Origin of the sequence: Abyssibius alkaniclasticus (genome assembly GCF_020447305.1) — a bacterium.
Lineage (GTDB): Bacteria > Pseudomonadota > Alphaproteobacteria > Rhodobacterales > Rhodobacteraceae > Abyssibius > Abyssibius alkaniclasticus.
This window is the reverse complement of sequence record NZ_CP095732.1, coordinates 2,048,049-2,061,554: the sequence shown is the minus strand read 5'-3', so window position 1 is coordinate 2,061,554 and position 13,506 is coordinate 2,048,049. Positions and strand designations below refer to the sequence as shown.

The 13,506-nt window shown below is 62.8% G+C and carries 16 protein-coding genes; all 16 read right to left on the bottom strand.

The genetic code is table 11. From position 1 onward, the window contains the following. Positions 1 to 319: 319 nt before the first annotated feature. Positions 320 to 766: a DUF6362 family protein gene (locus tag LGT41_RS10320; RefSeq protein ID WP_274126785.1), complete on the bottom strand. Its 447-nt coding sequence runs from the start codon at positions 764 to 766 to the stop codon at positions 320 to 322. After that, a complete protein-coding gene (locus LGT41_RS10315; protein WP_456236979.1) occupies positions 759 to 962 on the bottom strand; it encodes a hypothetical protein in 204 nt (67 codons plus the stop codon). The genes LGT41_RS10320 and LGT41_RS10315 overlap by 8 nt, the downstream gene beginning before the upstream one ends. Continuing rightward, a complete protein-coding gene (locus LGT41_RS15965; protein WP_337993009.1) occupies positions 959 to 1,861 on the bottom strand; it encodes a hypothetical protein in 903 nt (300 codons plus the stop codon). The genes LGT41_RS10315 and LGT41_RS15965 overlap by 4 nt, the downstream gene beginning before the upstream one ends. Further along, positions 1,858 to 4,233: an AAA family ATPase gene (locus LGT41_RS10305; protein WP_274126784.1), complete on the bottom strand. Its 2,376-nt coding sequence runs from the start codon at positions 4,231 to 4,233 to the stop codon at positions 1,858 to 1,860. The genes LGT41_RS15965 and LGT41_RS10305 overlap by 4 nt, the downstream gene beginning before the upstream one ends. Then, positions 4,230 to 4,988, bottom strand: a complete 759-nt coding sequence (locus LGT41_RS10300) for a hypothetical protein (protein WP_274126783.1) — start codon at positions 4,986 to 4,988, stop codon at positions 4,230 to 4,232. Before LGT41_RS10300 ends, LGT41_RS10305 begins: the two co-directional genes overlap by 4 nt. Then, the gene (locus LGT41_RS10295; protein ID WP_274126782.1) at positions 4,988 to 5,194 is read right to left on the bottom strand and encodes a DUF6511 domain-containing protein; all 207 of its coding nucleotides are present in this window, start codon (positions 5,192 to 5,194) and stop codon (positions 4,988 to 4,990) included. Before LGT41_RS10295 ends, LGT41_RS10300 begins: the two co-directional genes overlap by 1 nt. Further along, positions 5,187 to 5,450 carry a hypothetical protein gene (locus LGT41_RS10290; RefSeq protein ID WP_274126781.1) on the bottom strand — a complete coding sequence of 88 codons (264 nt, stop codon included), beginning with the start codon at positions 5,448 to 5,450 and terminating at the stop codon, positions 5,187 to 5,189. Before LGT41_RS10290 ends, LGT41_RS10295 begins: the two co-directional genes overlap by 8 nt. Continuing rightward, entirely contained in the window at positions 5,447 to 7,129 is a 1,683-nt protein-coding gene (locus LGT41_RS10285; protein ID WP_274126780.1) for a DEAD/DEAH box helicase, read from the bottom strand. Before LGT41_RS10285 ends, LGT41_RS10290 begins: the two co-directional genes overlap by 4 nt. A 13-nt stretch (positions 7,130 to 7,142) precedes the next feature. Continuing rightward, positions 7,143 to 7,766, bottom strand: coding sequence for a hypothetical protein (locus LGT41_RS10280; RefSeq protein WP_274126779.1), 624 nt, complete (start codon positions 7,764 to 7,766; stop codon positions 7,143 to 7,145). Positions 7,767 to 7,785: 19 nt separating this feature from the next. After that, complete coding sequence (locus LGT41_RS10275; RefSeq protein ID WP_274126778.1) at positions 7,786 to 8,661, bottom strand: ATP-binding protein; 876 nt, start codon at positions 8,659 to 8,661, stop codon at positions 7,786 to 7,788. Next, the gene (locus LGT41_RS10270; protein WP_274126777.1) at positions 8,658 to 9,146 is read right to left on the bottom strand and encodes a hypothetical protein; all 489 of its coding nucleotides are present in this window, start codon (positions 9,144 to 9,146) and stop codon (positions 8,658 to 8,660) included. Before LGT41_RS10270 ends, LGT41_RS10275 begins: the two co-directional genes overlap by 4 nt. Before the next feature lie 44 nt (positions 9,147 to 9,190). Further along, positions 9,191 to 9,580, bottom strand: coding sequence for a hypothetical protein (locus LGT41_RS10265; RefSeq protein WP_274126776.1), 390 nt, complete (start codon positions 9,578 to 9,580; stop codon positions 9,191 to 9,193). An 18-nt stretch (positions 9,581 to 9,598) separates the two neighbouring features. After that, complete coding sequence (locus LGT41_RS10260) at positions 9,599 to 9,859, bottom strand: hypothetical protein (protein ID WP_214647555.1); 261 nt, start codon at positions 9,857 to 9,859, stop codon at positions 9,599 to 9,601. A gap of 84 nt (positions 9,860 to 9,943) precedes the next feature. Beyond that, a complete protein-coding gene (locus LGT41_RS10255) occupies positions 9,944 to 10,666 on the bottom strand; it encodes an RNA polymerase sigma factor (RefSeq protein ID WP_274126775.1) in 723 nt (240 codons plus the stop codon). A 99-nt stretch (positions 10,667 to 10,765) separates the two neighbouring features. After that, entirely contained in the window at positions 10,766 to 11,011 is a 246-nt protein-coding gene (locus LGT41_RS10250) for a hypothetical protein (protein ID WP_274126774.1), read from the bottom strand. Positions 11,012 to 11,091: 80 nt separating this feature from the next. Then, a complete protein-coding gene (locus tag LGT41_RS10245) occupies positions 11,092 to 13,341 on the bottom strand; it encodes a hypothetical protein (protein WP_274126773.1) in 2,250 nt (749 codons plus the stop codon). Positions 13,342 to 13,506 lie beyond the last annotated feature (165 nt).

The following is a 13,506-nucleotide window of genomic DNA, read 5'->3' as shown; positions in this document are numbered from 1 at the left end:
TGCGCGCTTCGCCCGCCAGCATACGTTTTCGGCCGGAAAGGAACCGGAAAACAATGGGTTAGGGTTTTCTCTCAGTTCCGTTCGGTCATCGCTTGCTCCGAAAAACCGTCGCCACCCTCGTACCCCGTCAACCGCCTGCCTCTCGTCTTTCGAACCGCCTTGGCTCCGATCCGGATTCCGGTTCGGACTCTGGGGTCCACCTCGAAATCCATCTCGAAACCGTTTGTGCCGTCCCGCACGCGCCTCTCCCGAGCATATCCAATTTGTAGCCTCATTCTCGAAATGTGTAAGGCCCTGCGATGTACACCGGAAAAATTCCTCACAGGACGATTGTTCTTGACAGGCTGTTTGCGTTTTCGATCACGAACCGCTGCGAACGTCGGGCCGGAGGCAGGCGGCCATGAAGACGCCAGGTGATCACCGCGAGCCCGAACCGCCACCGTTTGTTGGCTGCCGTCCGGCTCAGTCCCATCTGCCAGCAGATCGGTTTCCACGACGTGCGTTCGGCACGCAGCCAGACGATCCGGGCATCATCCCGTTCCAGCCAGCGCAGCCAGAGCAATGCCTCCTCGGCTTCGGTGATCTGGCGCGGACCCGGCCGGGGTCGCCGCATGTGCGGCTCCTGTCCGACCTTGTCCGCGAAGCTGTGGAAATACTCGGGCCATGCGTTGAAGAAGCCCTGCGGCATAACGCCGGGCAAGGTGCGGAAGACGTCGGCCGCGCTCTCCAGCCGGTCCTCCACACGAGTGGTTGTCCAATCACCCATGGCGCGCCTCCCGTTCCAGTTTGCCATACAGGCGCTCGCCAAGCTGGCGCACCAATTCGCGCTCGGGCCAGGTCAACCGGTCATCGTCAATGGCGACGGCCAACAGCCCCTGTTCCTTCCAACCGTCCCGTTTGACCTCGTCGGGCTGGCGGCGATGGCCGCCATAGCCCTTGGGCGTGAAGCGCATGCCAGTCATTGCACACCTCCGTGGGTTTCAATGGCCCAAAGCAGGATCGCGATGGCATCAGCCTCATTGTCATCAACTGGGCTGAACCCGCGCGCCCGGGCGGCGGCGATCATGGCGTCCTTGTTAGCGTTGCCCTTGCCGGTTGCGTGGCGCTTGATGGTACCGACAGGAACGCCCTGGTAAGGCACGCTGCGCAACTCGGCCCATGCGGTCAGGGTTGCCATCAGGCCTCCATAGACGTGGGCTGCGTCAGTGCCCACGTGGCGACGGACCTCCTCGAACCAGATGGCAGCGATAGGCCCGGACAACCGCTCCAACTCTCCCAGCCAGTTCGTGAAGCGCAGGTATCGCATCCCACCACCATCGAACCGGCCATTGCGGAACGATGCTGTGCCGCTGGTAATCAGCCCGTCAGCGCCATGCAGCGCCCAGCCCGTGGTTGTGCCAAGATCGAGCGCCAGCAATGTGCGCTGGCCGGTAAACGCGGGCGGCACATTTCGGACGGCGTTCTGATTGGGGTTGGTCATGGTCTGGTCCGCCATGGGCTTTCTCCTTTTGTGATTGGCTGCTCGAGGGGTGGAACGGGTCAGACTGCGACCCGAGAAATTGCCCAGGGGTAGGTGGTGGCTCTCCCCGCCTGTAGCGGGGAGGACACCTACCCCTTTAGGGGGGACTTTTCTGAAATCTGAAATCTGGCGTAGGGCGCTGATTTTGTTGACCAAATCCAGATTGCGGAGCAGATTTCGGAAACACCCTTCCGAAATCTGGAAAGGACCTTCCAAACCTCTGAAACCAAATGGAAAAAGCCAGATTCCAGATTTCAGCAGGATTTCAGATTTTGCAAAATCTGGCCAGATTTCGGAATTTGGACACCAGATTTCGGGAGGCGAAACTGCGTGTTTCATCATGCTTCCTCCACCTCGCGATAGACCCAGACGGAGGGGTTTTCGACGGGCAGAACAGCGCCGGTCTGCGGGCATTTGTAATGGCTGGGCAAGACATCGATCAGCTCCGGTGTGACCTCTCCGGTGTCGGGATCGACATGCTCCCGGCTGGTCGCAAGGCGCATGGTCTCGACGCAGAGATAGCCGTATTTGCTCCGCTCGGTCGCCAGATCCAGCGCCGCCGCAGCGGCCCCGCGAACGAACTTCACGTACCCTTTGGTGGTCAGCACGTTCAGCCGTTCGCGGATGATCGATTGCCCACCGAGCCCCCCGGTGTTCTCGAAGGTCTCCGCGAAATGGGTCATCGTGTACATCCGACCCTGAAGGGCCTCTTCGTACAGCAGGCCGCAGATCACCTCGCCCTTGCGGTCACGTTCTGCGTCGTGCTTCGCCCCGACGTCCTGGCGCACCAACCGCTCGTTCATCGGGTTGATCTCGACCCATTGGCCGCCGACCTTGTCGATGAGCTTGGGCGGCAGCGCAGGACCGTTGCGCAGCTCGATTTCCAATTTTCGTTGCGAACAGTCTTCGTCGGGTCGGTGCAGGATCAGACCGGAGGTGTAGAACCCGCGCAGGGCACTGGCGCCGGAAAGTGCCAGGAAGGGATCGTCCTTCACCTGCTGCTTGCTGAGCTTTTTGGTGTGGTGGATCAGGATCACCCCGCAGTCGGGGTCGATATGGTCGCGCAAGACCTCGACCCTTTCCTTCAGGAAGAACATCATGGCGGTGTTGTCGTTTTCGCCGCCGCCATCGGGCCCGCCGTCAAAGAGGTTGCGGATCGGGTCGACACAGAGGATGTCGGGTGGTGCTTCCGGGAACGCTGTTTGCACGGCGCGCGCGACGCGCGCACTGCCCTCATTGTCGAGCAGCATCTTCAGCTTGGGCGTGGCGACGAACGTATCGCGCGCGGCGGTCAACACCTCTGGTGGCAGCGCGATCTGCTTCAGACGTTCGCGCAGATAGTGATACTGGATCTCGGCCTGCAGATAGAAGACCCGCAGCGGCCGCGGTGGGGTGAAGCCGAGGAACGGCACGCCTGCCGCCATGTGCACGAGCCAGGAGATCAGCAGGTCGCTTTTGCCAACCTTGGGCGCGCCACCCAGCACCAGCAGCCCGCCTGGCGTCAGCACGCGCGGCGCAATGATGTCCTGCGGCATGGGGCTCTGGTCGTCCAGCAGCGCGCCGAGCGTGAAGGCAGGCATGTCCTCCGGCCCCGGTGCACCATTGGTCAGCCGGATCAGGGGCGGTCCGTATTTCTCGACATGCCGGTTCCAGAGTCGCTCGGACTCGCGCTTAAGCCGCTCGACGGGCCACTGCGGCCGCAGCATGGCGGCGTTGTAGCCACAGATGCCTTCCCAGCCCTCGTCCTTTGTCATCCGGCCCTCGTGGACCATACGGATGAAATGCCCGATCGCGGCTGATGCCCCTTCGAAGCGGGACCAGTCGTCGGCTCCGCCCTCGCGCACCGGGGTTACCAGCACATCGTCCATCGCCGGTTTGTCAGGATGGGTGAACTCGGGCTGCAGGGACACGCCCGGGGCGGGAGGCATGTCGGCCACAGCCTCGATGAACTCCGCCAGATCGCGTTCGCGTTCTGCATTCAGTTCGACGATGCGTACCTGCGTCTTGAGGCTGTTCTTGTAATAAACGCTGCCTGCAACCCGGATCGGCTGGTGGGCTGAGCGGAAGTGCATGTCCCCACCGACCTTGGCGGCAATATCACCGCGCAGTCGGCAGACGCGTCGAATGTCATCTCCCTCGGCGGGCTCGGTCAGCGCCCACCAGACGTGGCACTTCCGCTGCCCTTCGGGTGTCACGCCACCGCTCTCCACAACCATGGTTGGCGCACCGAGGTGGCGCTCGAGATGGGCGCGCTTGGCCGCGATATCGCCGGTGTCCAGGTCGACCACGACGGTCTGCATCTGCAGGATTTCGGCGGCCTTGGCTTGCCCAGGCGCGGCCACGGTGCCGGGGATCACATAGACCGCTGCGCCCTCCCGCGACGCCCATGTGGCGAAGGTCGCCATCTTTTCGGGGGCGGCCTGATCCGCCTCCAGCCAGATGTTGTGTGGACGACCATCAATGCCCTGGCCCTTGTCGATGAAACTGCGGACCGGAATCAGGCCTTCGCAGTAGCCGAAGACGACCTGCATGAACTGGGCGATCTGCTCGGGATCAGGCTCGTCGCCGAACACATCAATCTGCGGGGCCGCGTCGTTGAAGTCGCGCCACGGATTGAAATGTACGACGTTTTTAGTCGGCATATCTGAAGTTGTGTCGTCGCGCATGGGTGTGTCCTGGTCGGGATCTGATGGATCGGTGGGCTCGTCGGTCATCTGGCCAGCCCCCAACACCGCTCGGAATGGGCGCAGAACCGGCATTCGAAGAAGTCACGATTGGCGGCGATGCGGGGCAGCAGCTCGCCCGCGTCGGTGGCCTGCAGGATCCGCACGGCACGATCGGACATGCGCTGCGCGAGATCGGCATCGAAGGGGACGAGCTCATGGTGCAGCTCGGCGGTGTCCTTGTTGATGGCGGTGAACAGCGCCGGTGCGGCCGAAATCCCGGGCACCGAGGGCTCCATGTAAGCCTGGTAGATCGCGATCTGGGCGGCATAGACGGGCTTGGAAACCGTGACGCCGTCCTTGACGCAGGCGCGCCAGTTCTTCGCGTTCATGGTCTTGCATTCCCAGAGCGCGGGTGTGCGTAGCCCAAGCGCCGCCGGGGCATCGGCGATGATCCCGTCGACATGGCCCCGGATACGACCGCCCGCGACAGAGAAGCCGAACTGGCCGCCATCGCGTTTTTGAGTGACCAGATCGATCCCGGCCGCGCGCAACCAGCGGATCGCAAGATCCTCGAGTTGATGACCAATCGCGAAGATCCGCAGCGTCTGCCCGCTGAAATCTGCGCCTTCATCCTTTGGCGCACAGGCAAACTCGAATTGCAGTGCGCGTTCGCAGGCATGTCCCAGGCGGGACGCGCCGAGATAGGTCCGGGGCGGCGTGGCCTCGCGTTCGGCGATGAGGGCGGCGTCGACCAGCGCGTTGATCCGCTCGGCCATGGAGGGGCGTGGGTTGAAGTCCAGCATCAGAACGGCACCTCCAGTGTCTGGGCCCGGGCGATGTCGGCCATGGCCTCGCGGAAGCTCTCGACGGCCTCCTCGATCAGGGCGCGCACCTGCGCCTCGGTCAGATCAGCGAAGGCTGTCTGCCAGCCGATCTCGTCCATCAGCAGTGCGATGCGTTTCATGGTGGCGGTGACGGCGGCGCGTTCTTCTTCTGTCAGGTCAACCATGGCAAAACGCTCCCGCGCCAAACGCGTCCACAAGCCTTGGCAGGGCATCGAGCAGAACCAGACCGATGGCCGGGGCCGCCCCGTGCGCGGATGCGCACATTTCGATGATCGTGGCGGCGAAGCCGCCGGGCGGACCGGATCGCGCCAGCCAAAACCACGCGTGGGTTGCTGGCAGACAGCACAGAGCGTTCCACGCGGATGCCAGAGACGCCGCCGTTCCTCGGCCGTGATGGGGGCTGAAGATTTCATGGGTCATGCCGCCCTCCGTTCGGGACCAGCCACCGCATTTACGGCTGCATGGATGGCGCGCTTGTTGAAGCCGAAGGTCATCAGCGCCGAGGCACGGTAGCGCGTCAGACCGAAGTCGTGGCGGCACTCGGGCGGCAGGTATTTCAGCTGCTTGTCCGTGGGTGGCTGGCGCAACCATCCTCGCGTCTTGAAGGCGCTTTCATCACTCTCATGGGTGTTCAGCCAGTCATCAGCCTGCGCGAGGCAGACGGTGCGTTCGCCGACGCCCAACAAGCGTGGCCGCTCGCCCTTAGCCCCGCCGATGGCGTACCAGACGCCCTCCATCCAGAAGATACCGCCCCAGGCCGTAAAGCCCGTGGCCATCAGCGCGTCGTCCGTGCCGAAGAGATCGACCCATGCGAAACTGGACCGTTTCAGCAGGTCGATCTCAGTCATGACAAAGCCCGAGAGCGGAGCGGCATCCGCACCGTTCTCGCCATCCTCTTGCAGCAACACCTCGCCGCAGAGCGGGCATTCGGTGGCGGCGAGCGGGATCTCTGCCGCGCAGGCCGGGCAGGATTTTGTAGGGGCTTCACCGGTGCCGATCTTGCCATCCAGATCGACATCCTGTTCCAGCGTGCCGTGGATCAGGCTCGATGTCCCGAAATCCAGCACCACGCAGTCGGTCTTGATGATGCCGGGGTGCTCCTCCGGATCGACCGTGCGCAGCCCGCGCCCGACCATCTGGATCATGGTGGATTTGTAGGAACTGGGCCGAAGCAGCACGACGCAAGCGGTCGGCGGATGATCCCAACCCTCAGTGAGTACGGCGACATTGACGACCACGCGGGTCTTGCCTGACGCGTAATCAGCCAGGATGGCCTTGCGGGTCTCAGAAGCCAGATCACCATGGATCAGTGCAGCCGAGATCCCTGCGGCGCGGAATGCTTCGGTGACGTGCTCGGCGTGTGCGACAGTGGAGCAGAACACCACGGTCTGCCGGTCGCCTGCTTTCTCACGCCAGTGGCGGATCACCTCGTCGGTGACCGGCGCGCGGTCCATGATATCCGCCACCTCGGTCATGTCGAAATCGGCACTGGTCTTGCGGACCGACTTCAATTCCTCCTGCACGCCCACATCGATAACGAAGGTCCGTGGTGGCACGAGGTGCCCCGAGGCGATCAGCTCGCCCAACCGCACCTGGTCGGCGACATTGTCGAAGACCTCGCGCAGACCCTTGCGATCGCCCCGGGTTGGCGTTGCCGTCACCCCGAACACCCTCGCGTCGGGATTTGCATCGCGCACCCGGTCGATGATCCGGCGGTAGCTGTCCGCCACCGCGTGATGCGCCTCATCAATCACCAGAAGATCGAGGCGCGGCATGTCGGTCAGGTTCGACGCCCGCGCCAGTGTGGGCACCATGGCGAAGGTGACGTCGCCGCCCCAGGATTTCTCTGTCGCGTCGATCACAGATGTCGACACCTCCGGCACCACGCGCTGAAACTTGGCGCGGTTCTGCGCCGTGAGCTCGTCGCGATGTGCCAGAACACAGGCTTTGGCACCGTCGCCGATCATCTCGCCGGTGACCGCCGAGAGCATGATGGTTTTTCCCGCGCCGGTGGGTGCCACGCCCAACGTGTTGCCGCGGGAGGCGAGCGCAGCAACACTGCGCTCGACAAAGATTTTCTGGCGGGGGCGCAGGCGCATGTCCGATCCCCCCTTACTGCGCCCAGCTCGGCCGCCCGGGGGCACCGGGGTTGGCTGCTGGCGGATTTGACGATGGCGCTGCGGGTGCATTCTGCTGCGGGGCGTTCCCTAGTCCGGCGTTACCGCTGAACTGCAGGGGGGCCGTTCCCATGATCTGCGCATAGTCGCGATGATCGGGAGTCACCGCGCTGCGGATCTCGTTCTTGTCGTCACCGCTGGCATCGGTGCCAATGTCGATGCGCGCGATGAACTCGATCCCGTCCAGATCGGCAAAGCCGCTGATGCGCCGCGCGGCCTGCGCCTCGGGCGACATGTCCTTGTCGGAAATCCCGCGCGCCGAGTTCAGCATGCCGCGCACCAGACTGCGGCCCATGTTGGTCCAATCCGGCCCCTTGGGGCTGTAGAGCCCAATCAGCGTGAAGATCTTGCGCCGGGCATATGGACCCTCCGTCACGGTGAACTCGCCATTGAGGTAGACCGCGCCGGTCGAGCCGCGCGTGGCATAGCCGCCGGTCCAGCCCTGCGAGGCATCGTCGAACCCACCCGGGCGGATGGTCAGGCGCACCTTGGCCAGCGTGCCCTTGGGGATGAGGTTGGTGTTGCTCTGCGCGTCGTTGAAATCGTTCCAGGAACCCATGGGGAACCTCCTTCTATTTTCAGGATTGCGGTTGGGATTGGTCGTCACCGGCCGGATCGGCAGGCGGCGGGGCGTAGGTCAGGCGATCCGTCGCCGGGGCTGCGGGCGTCCGGATCTTCGCCATCAGGCGGCCGAGATGGGGTTCTTCGACTTGTGCCAAACGACCGGAGCGATCCTTGGCCGGAAAGCCCCAGGGATTGATCGTCTTGCAGACAAAAGCGCGATACGGATCGCCGCCGTCGGACTTCAACTCCGCCATGGTGATCACCTCATCGACGATCCCCGGCAGCTCGAGGCCTGTCTTCGAGCCGTCGATTTGCGGCTGGAACACCTTGCGGTTGAAGTCGTCGAGCTTCTCGTCGAGGATCCCGACGAACCAGACGTTCTTCGCCCGCGTGTGCTGGAGATGGGTCAGCCAGCCGATCATCTCGCGGCCATGCAGACCGTAGGCACCGCGCACATCCGGCTTGCCGGTCTTTTCAGACATCGCTTCGGGCTGGCCCTTGCACCACCCGAAGCACAGCCGACCCGCGACCGTGATCGAGTCGACGAAGATGGTGTCGTAGCGATCGAGTGCTGCAGGATCGCCGAAGCGGTCGCAAACGGCGGCATAGTGCGCCGGGCTATAGGGCTGCTCATCGCGTAGCGCTGGGTTGGGCCCACCGATGAACACCGTGAAATCCCGGCATTCCGTCCAAGTGCGCGGCCGGATGCTATCACCCGCCCAGCCTTCGATGGCGAGATCGCCCGCTTCGAGATCCATGAACAGCGTGCGGTCGGGATCGAGCGTCCACAGGAGGGAAGTTTTGCCAATTCCACTGACCCCAAAGATACAGCCCTTGATGCCACGCGGCTCCACAAGTCGTTGATCAGCACTGATGATGGGGAGGCTCACTGGTCAGCCCCCTGCGCGAGGATCTCGACCTTCAGCGTACCGGGCCGGACGGTGCGTGCGGGCTCGAAACCCTGCCGGATGGCCTCGGGCCAGGCGGCGTATTTGCGCTCCGGCACCTTGTAGGCGAGATCGACATATTCAGCAGGATCGTCCCCGGCATCCTCGATCCGCGCGACCATGTCGGCCAGTCGGTCCTGATCCCAATCCACCCGCTTCGGCAGATCAGCGACCACGGTGAAATCGCCGTCATCGAACCGGACTGTGCCGGTGTCCTTGGCCTGAACCTGGCGTTCCTCAGCGGCGCGGGTGGCGTAGCGGACAGCCAGTCCGGCATCGAAGCGGATCTTGGCGGCCTTGTCGCGCTTCAGGCGCTCGTCAATCTCGCGCTGCAGGATCGCCAGCAACTCGACCGGCAGGGCCGCGATTTCCGCTGCGCTGAGAGATGGCAGATCGTCAGGCGTGGGGGTGTTCTCGGGGAATGGCATGAAATGGTCTCCGTGATCGGTGAAAAGGGATTGAAATGCGGGCATCACGCGCTCGCCCTGCGTCTCGAACCGGTGGCGTCGCAGGGCTCGCCCTGTTCGGCGAGCAGCAGCTCGGACAGCGAGACGGCAGCGGCTTTGGGCTTGGGCCGGGCGACGGCGATGTAGGCGAACTGATCCGGGCCCACGCGCTCCTGCACGAGATGCACGAGACCAAGTTCAGCGGCCCAGAAGGCCCGCGATCCAAGCCTGCTCAATTCGGCCCGCGCCGCATCCGGCAGCCCTGAAAACACAGGGAAGATGTCGAGCACCAGAAAGCCGCGATGGTATTCCAGCCGGTCGCCGGGAACGGCTTGCGCCACCCAGGCGCAGAACTCGATCTCGGAAAGCGGTCGGCTGGCGCGAACCGTAATAAAGGGTGTGGTTCCCATGAACATGATCTCCTCCTTTCGCCTCTACTCAGGCCGCCGCGACATCGTCCCAGCGGGGACCGAGACCGCTTCGGTGTCTTGGTTTGAGGCGTTGTGCTGGTCGTCCGGCTGACCCGTGTCGGCGTCGGCGTAGACCGCCACGAGAGGCGTCCCATCCTGGTGGGCACCGGCATTCTCGATGCGGTATGCACGCTGGTTCTTCAGGATTTCCGGCAGCTCCCAGCGGCGGTAGAGGCCGGGGATGCGCTTGAGGTCTGCGGACAAGAGGTCGGCTTTGCGGATCATGCGGGTCGACTTTCGGTTTGAGTGGGGCGCGCGGTGGCGTCTGAATGGGAAAAGCCACCGCACCGCAGGGATCGGGACACCCGATCAGCGAAATTCTTGCAGGACGTCGCGCAGACGCCGGGTCGCCCGCTGATAGCGTTTGCGCGTCGCCGCCTCAGACAGCCCCAGTTCGGTCGCGACCTCGGATTGAGAGAACCCGTCGATGGCCACACGGATCACCAGATCCGCATCCGTGCCGACGATGCGGACGAGATCGCGGTGGAGCAGTTCGGGAATGGCGTCACCCGACAGCACCTCACCGTCGGCCGGGATTTCGTTGGTATCGGCCTCACAGCGCAGGCTCTGGTGCCTGTCCTCGCGTTGACGCGTTCTGATCAGGTCCCGCTCGATGTTCCGCAGGATGGTTGCCGCGATCCAATTGACGCGCTGCAGATCCAGACCCCGAATGGCCTCGGAAGCTCGTGCAAGGATTTCGGATGCAATCTCGTCGCCGGTGCCGATCCTGCGCCAGATCGATCTGCGCCGAACGGCATCCAGCCCCGGCCAGAGCGCCAGCAGCATCAGCGTCAGGGCACAATCGGCGGTCTCGCCACCAGACTGCGCGACCCTGACCAGCGCGACCAGCAGCTGGTTTTTCTCGTCCGGCGCACGGCCACCGACGTGCAGCGTGTCCAGCAAAGCGGCGGGATCAGCGAAATGTGCGAGCAGTTCGCTGCTGCGCCGCAGAGCATCGAAGGTGTTTTGAAAACCGAGAGTTGATGAAGAAAACATGAGGTGATCACGGATCTCGTGCCACGCGATAGACATTGGACGCCTGCCTTGCGGCCAGGCGTCCAGCGCCTTTTCGTGGCCAGGTCAGGACGTCGTGCGTCTCTGCGATTTCAGGAAATTGGTGAGATGCGCGCCTTAGCGCGCAGGTGATTGCGCCTGGTTCAGCGTTCCGCAGCCCCGACAGGTGGCCACGACCGGAAAGCCAACGAAATACTCGTGGCCCCGCGCGAAACGCAGGTGCATGCGGCCGTCCCGGCAGACGCCGAGCAGCTTGTCACAGCGCGTGCAGCGCCATTCCGGGCTCAAAGGGTTGGGTTTTGATTTTGCGCCACCGGCCCAGCTCATCTGGGCGGGCTGGCGGGAAGTATCGGGAGTCGGCATGGAAGTGCTCCTCTGATGAGTGAGCCTTTCCAATAATCAACGATTTGTTAGACCGTCTCCCGGCGCATGTTAGACCGACGTTAGACGGGCCCTTCGACCAGCGCATCGGAGACACCTTCGGTCGGTTGCCCGGCGAGCATCAGACGCCAGTAGCCATTCTTTGCACCCTTGCCGATATAGACGTCCCGGATGCTGTCCCACGTATTCTTCCGGAACGTCTGTTGGGGGCTTCTGGATTCGAAGCCTTCCATCAGCGCTTTGACCTGAATATCGGGGCTGCCTTTCCCGGCGGCGACAACAAGGCGTTCGAAGATTGTAAGTTGATCGTTCCCGGTGAGGTGCAGCGGCTCCTTGCCTGGAATGAACAGGGTGCCAGACTGCGCACCTGTCCGGACAACCCGCGGTGACACGCCCCCGCGTGCGAGCGAAAGGTTGTTTCGATATGCGAGTTCGATGCCGTCGCGGGCGAACAGGATCTCCTCGTCCGCCGATGCGAGATGGGACAGAAGTGGCACAACCACGTTGGAGCCGAGATGCGATGGCATTTCCTCACTGGCCGCGAGGATGATGCCGACGCCAGCTGTGTTCCGCGCGCGCAAGGCCAGGTCAAGCCTTTGGGCAGTTTTCGGGTCATTCAGGCGCCTGGCGAAATAGACGGGCACCTCGGCACCATCCACCTGCATTGCGCCGAGCAGGGTCAGGTCCGGGTCTAGGATCTGGGCTGTTCGCTTGCTCAAGAGCGGCTTTATCAGCCGCATGAGGGTCTCGTGAAGCCATTGGCCGTTAATCGCGAACATCTCGACATCCGACACCGGTCGCTTGCCTGCGTCCTCGCCGAACGGGCCCACCGTGTTGACCATGCCCTCTGTCGCCGACGGCTTCACGGTGCCTTCCCCGTCGAGGCCGTCATCGTCGATCAGGACCACATCCTGACGGTCGCGGCGCTCAAGCAGCCCACCCTCGATCAGGCGACTGGCGTCGAGCCCGAGTTCCAGCAAGTATCCTCCGCTGACGTCATCTTCAACGCGGTCATGGAGTTGCACCAGTTGGGGGAAGATTGCCTGAAGGTCATCGGGCGCGATCTGCCGGAATGCGCTCAGGATCCCCCATTCTTTCAAGAGAGCGAATCCCAGGGCGCGCTCTTCGGGATCCGTCTTGCTTTGCAGGTTACAGCTCTTCGTGCCGGAGATCGTGAGATTGAGCGCCCGCTCCTTGTCATCGCCGACGCGGTTGTAGGCGACAGCAATGGCAATCCGACTGAAAGCTTCGGCACGGCGGAATATGTTTCTGGTCCCCAGATACTTGTCCGCCACCTCTTCAATGTCGTCATCGACGGCGACCTTCAGTTGCAGCTTGCGGCGCCAGATCCCGAGCCGGATCTCGGCTTCCACGACGCGGGCAAACGCGAATGCATAGCCATCGATTTCCGGCGGCTGCAGACGAAGCGAGGTACGAAACCGCGAGAGGTTATAGCGCTTCCAGGTCAGAGGTTTCTGGGAGATGTCGTGGCCGAGGGCAACTTCGGCGAACGAGTCGCTGACTGTCTGGCGAACCACCGGGCTGTCCGCACAGACCTCGATCTGACGAAGCGATGGCGTGTAGATCAGCGTCGCCTCGTTGGGTGGTCGATAATAGATGGTTCCCCTGCGTCCGTCGTGTCGATGGTCATAGACGCTGGACAGCGGCCCGCCATGCCGGACGATCAGCATGATGGACGCGGCGTGTGTTTCAGTGGCGGGCAGATCGAGCGCTTTCACCGTGCAGGAAATCTCGGGTTTCAGTTCGAGCACCCCCTTGATCTTGGCCGCCAGTGCCGTCTCGTCGATTGCGGTCGCATCGAGGGCTACATGATTTTCAAGCTCGACCTCGAAGGCGTCGTAAAGCTTTCCGTGCTCACGAAATTGTCGAGCAAAATGAAAGCTTTCCGCGTCCTCAAACGTTTCGCGCGCATTGAGATAGGTCCAAATGCTTCTGCAGATCTGGTCTGGTTGTCGGTCGAACTCCTGCGACTGCGTATCATCGAGTTGCTGCTTGATAATCGTCGTGAGGGAGGTCACGCCCTTTCCGTCTGCGAGCGCCCGAATTCTACGTGATCGCTGCTCTGCCGGTCGCAGTTCATCCTGATCAAATTCAGAGAGCGTTTGGATGAGGTCCAGCCGAAACGCCTCCACGGCATCGTCATCTGTCAGGTCAGATGGGTTATCTGGCAGGGCGAAATCTGGCTCGTTTTCGCCCTCTCGGACGGCAAGTGCTGCTCGGGCAAGATCGATACGCGCATCTTCGATCAACGCAAGAATATTGGGACCGACCGGAATTGCTTTGCGCGCCATGAAATCACCTCAACGAATGTTTGCTCTCTACCTGATTCAACCTCGGATAATCGTTGACGAAACTTTCTTTCGCAAGAGGTGATGTTCACTACTTGTTCGCGCTTATAGGTAGCCACAGGGTGCGGCATGTCCCACAAGGGGCTTCGGGGTGGCTTTTGATTGGTA

Bases quoted from the DNA above. Each gene is read 5' to 3' on its own strand.
- LGT41_RS10320 (WP_274126785.1), bottom strand. From the start codon at position 766: ATGGGTGATTGGACAACCACTCGTGTGGAGGACCGGCTGGAGAGCGCG.
- LGT41_RS10315 (WP_456236979.1), bottom strand. From the start codon at position 962: ATGACTGGCATGCGCTTCACGCCCAAGGGCTATGGCGGCCATCGCCGC.
- LGT41_RS15965 (WP_337993009.1), bottom strand. From the start codon at position 1,861: ATGATGAAACACGCAGTTTCGCCTCCCGAAATCTGGTGTCCAAATTCC.
- LGT41_RS10305 (WP_274126784.1), bottom strand. From the start codon at position 4,233: ATGACCGACGAGCCCACCGATCCATCAGATCCCGACCAGGACACACCC.
- LGT41_RS10300 (WP_274126783.1), bottom strand. From the start codon at position 4,988: ATGCTGGACTTCAACCCACGCCCCTCCATGGCCGAGCGGATCAACGCG.
- LGT41_RS10295 (WP_274126782.1), bottom strand. From the start codon at position 5,194: ATGGTTGACCTGACAGAAGAAGAACGCGCCGCCGTCACCGCCACCATG.
- LGT41_RS10290 (WP_274126781.1), bottom strand. From the start codon at position 5,450: ATGACCCATGAAATCTTCAGCCCCCATCACGGCCGAGGAACGGCGGCG.
- LGT41_RS10285 (WP_274126780.1), bottom strand. From the start codon at position 7,129: ATGCGCCTGCGCCCCCGCCAGAAAATCTTTGTCGAGCGCAGTGTTGCT.
- LGT41_RS10280 (WP_274126779.1), bottom strand. From the start codon at position 7,766: ATGGGTTCCTGGAACGATTTCAACGACGCGCAGAGCAACACCAACCTC.
- LGT41_RS10270 (WP_274126777.1), bottom strand. From the start codon at position 9,146: ATGCCATTCCCCGAGAACACCCCCACGCCTGACGATCTGCCATCTCTC.
- LGT41_RS10265 (WP_274126776.1), bottom strand. From the start codon at position 9,580: ATGTTCATGGGAACCACACCCTTTATTACGGTTCGCGCCAGCCGACCG.
- LGT41_RS10260 (WP_214647555.1), bottom strand. From the start codon at position 9,859: ATGATCCGCAAAGCCGACCTCTTGTCCGCAGACCTCAAGCGCATCCCC.
- LGT41_RS10255 (WP_274126775.1), bottom strand. From the start codon at position 10,666: ATGTCTATCGCGTGGCACGAGATCCGTGATCACCTCATGTTTTCTTCA.
- LGT41_RS10250 (WP_274126774.1), bottom strand. From the start codon at position 11,011: ATGCCGACTCCCGATACTTCCCGCCAGCCCGCCCAGATGAGCTGGGCC.
- LGT41_RS10245 (WP_274126773.1), bottom strand. From the start codon at position 13,341: ATGGCGCGCAAAGCAATTCCGGTCGGTCCCAATATTCTTGCGTTGATC.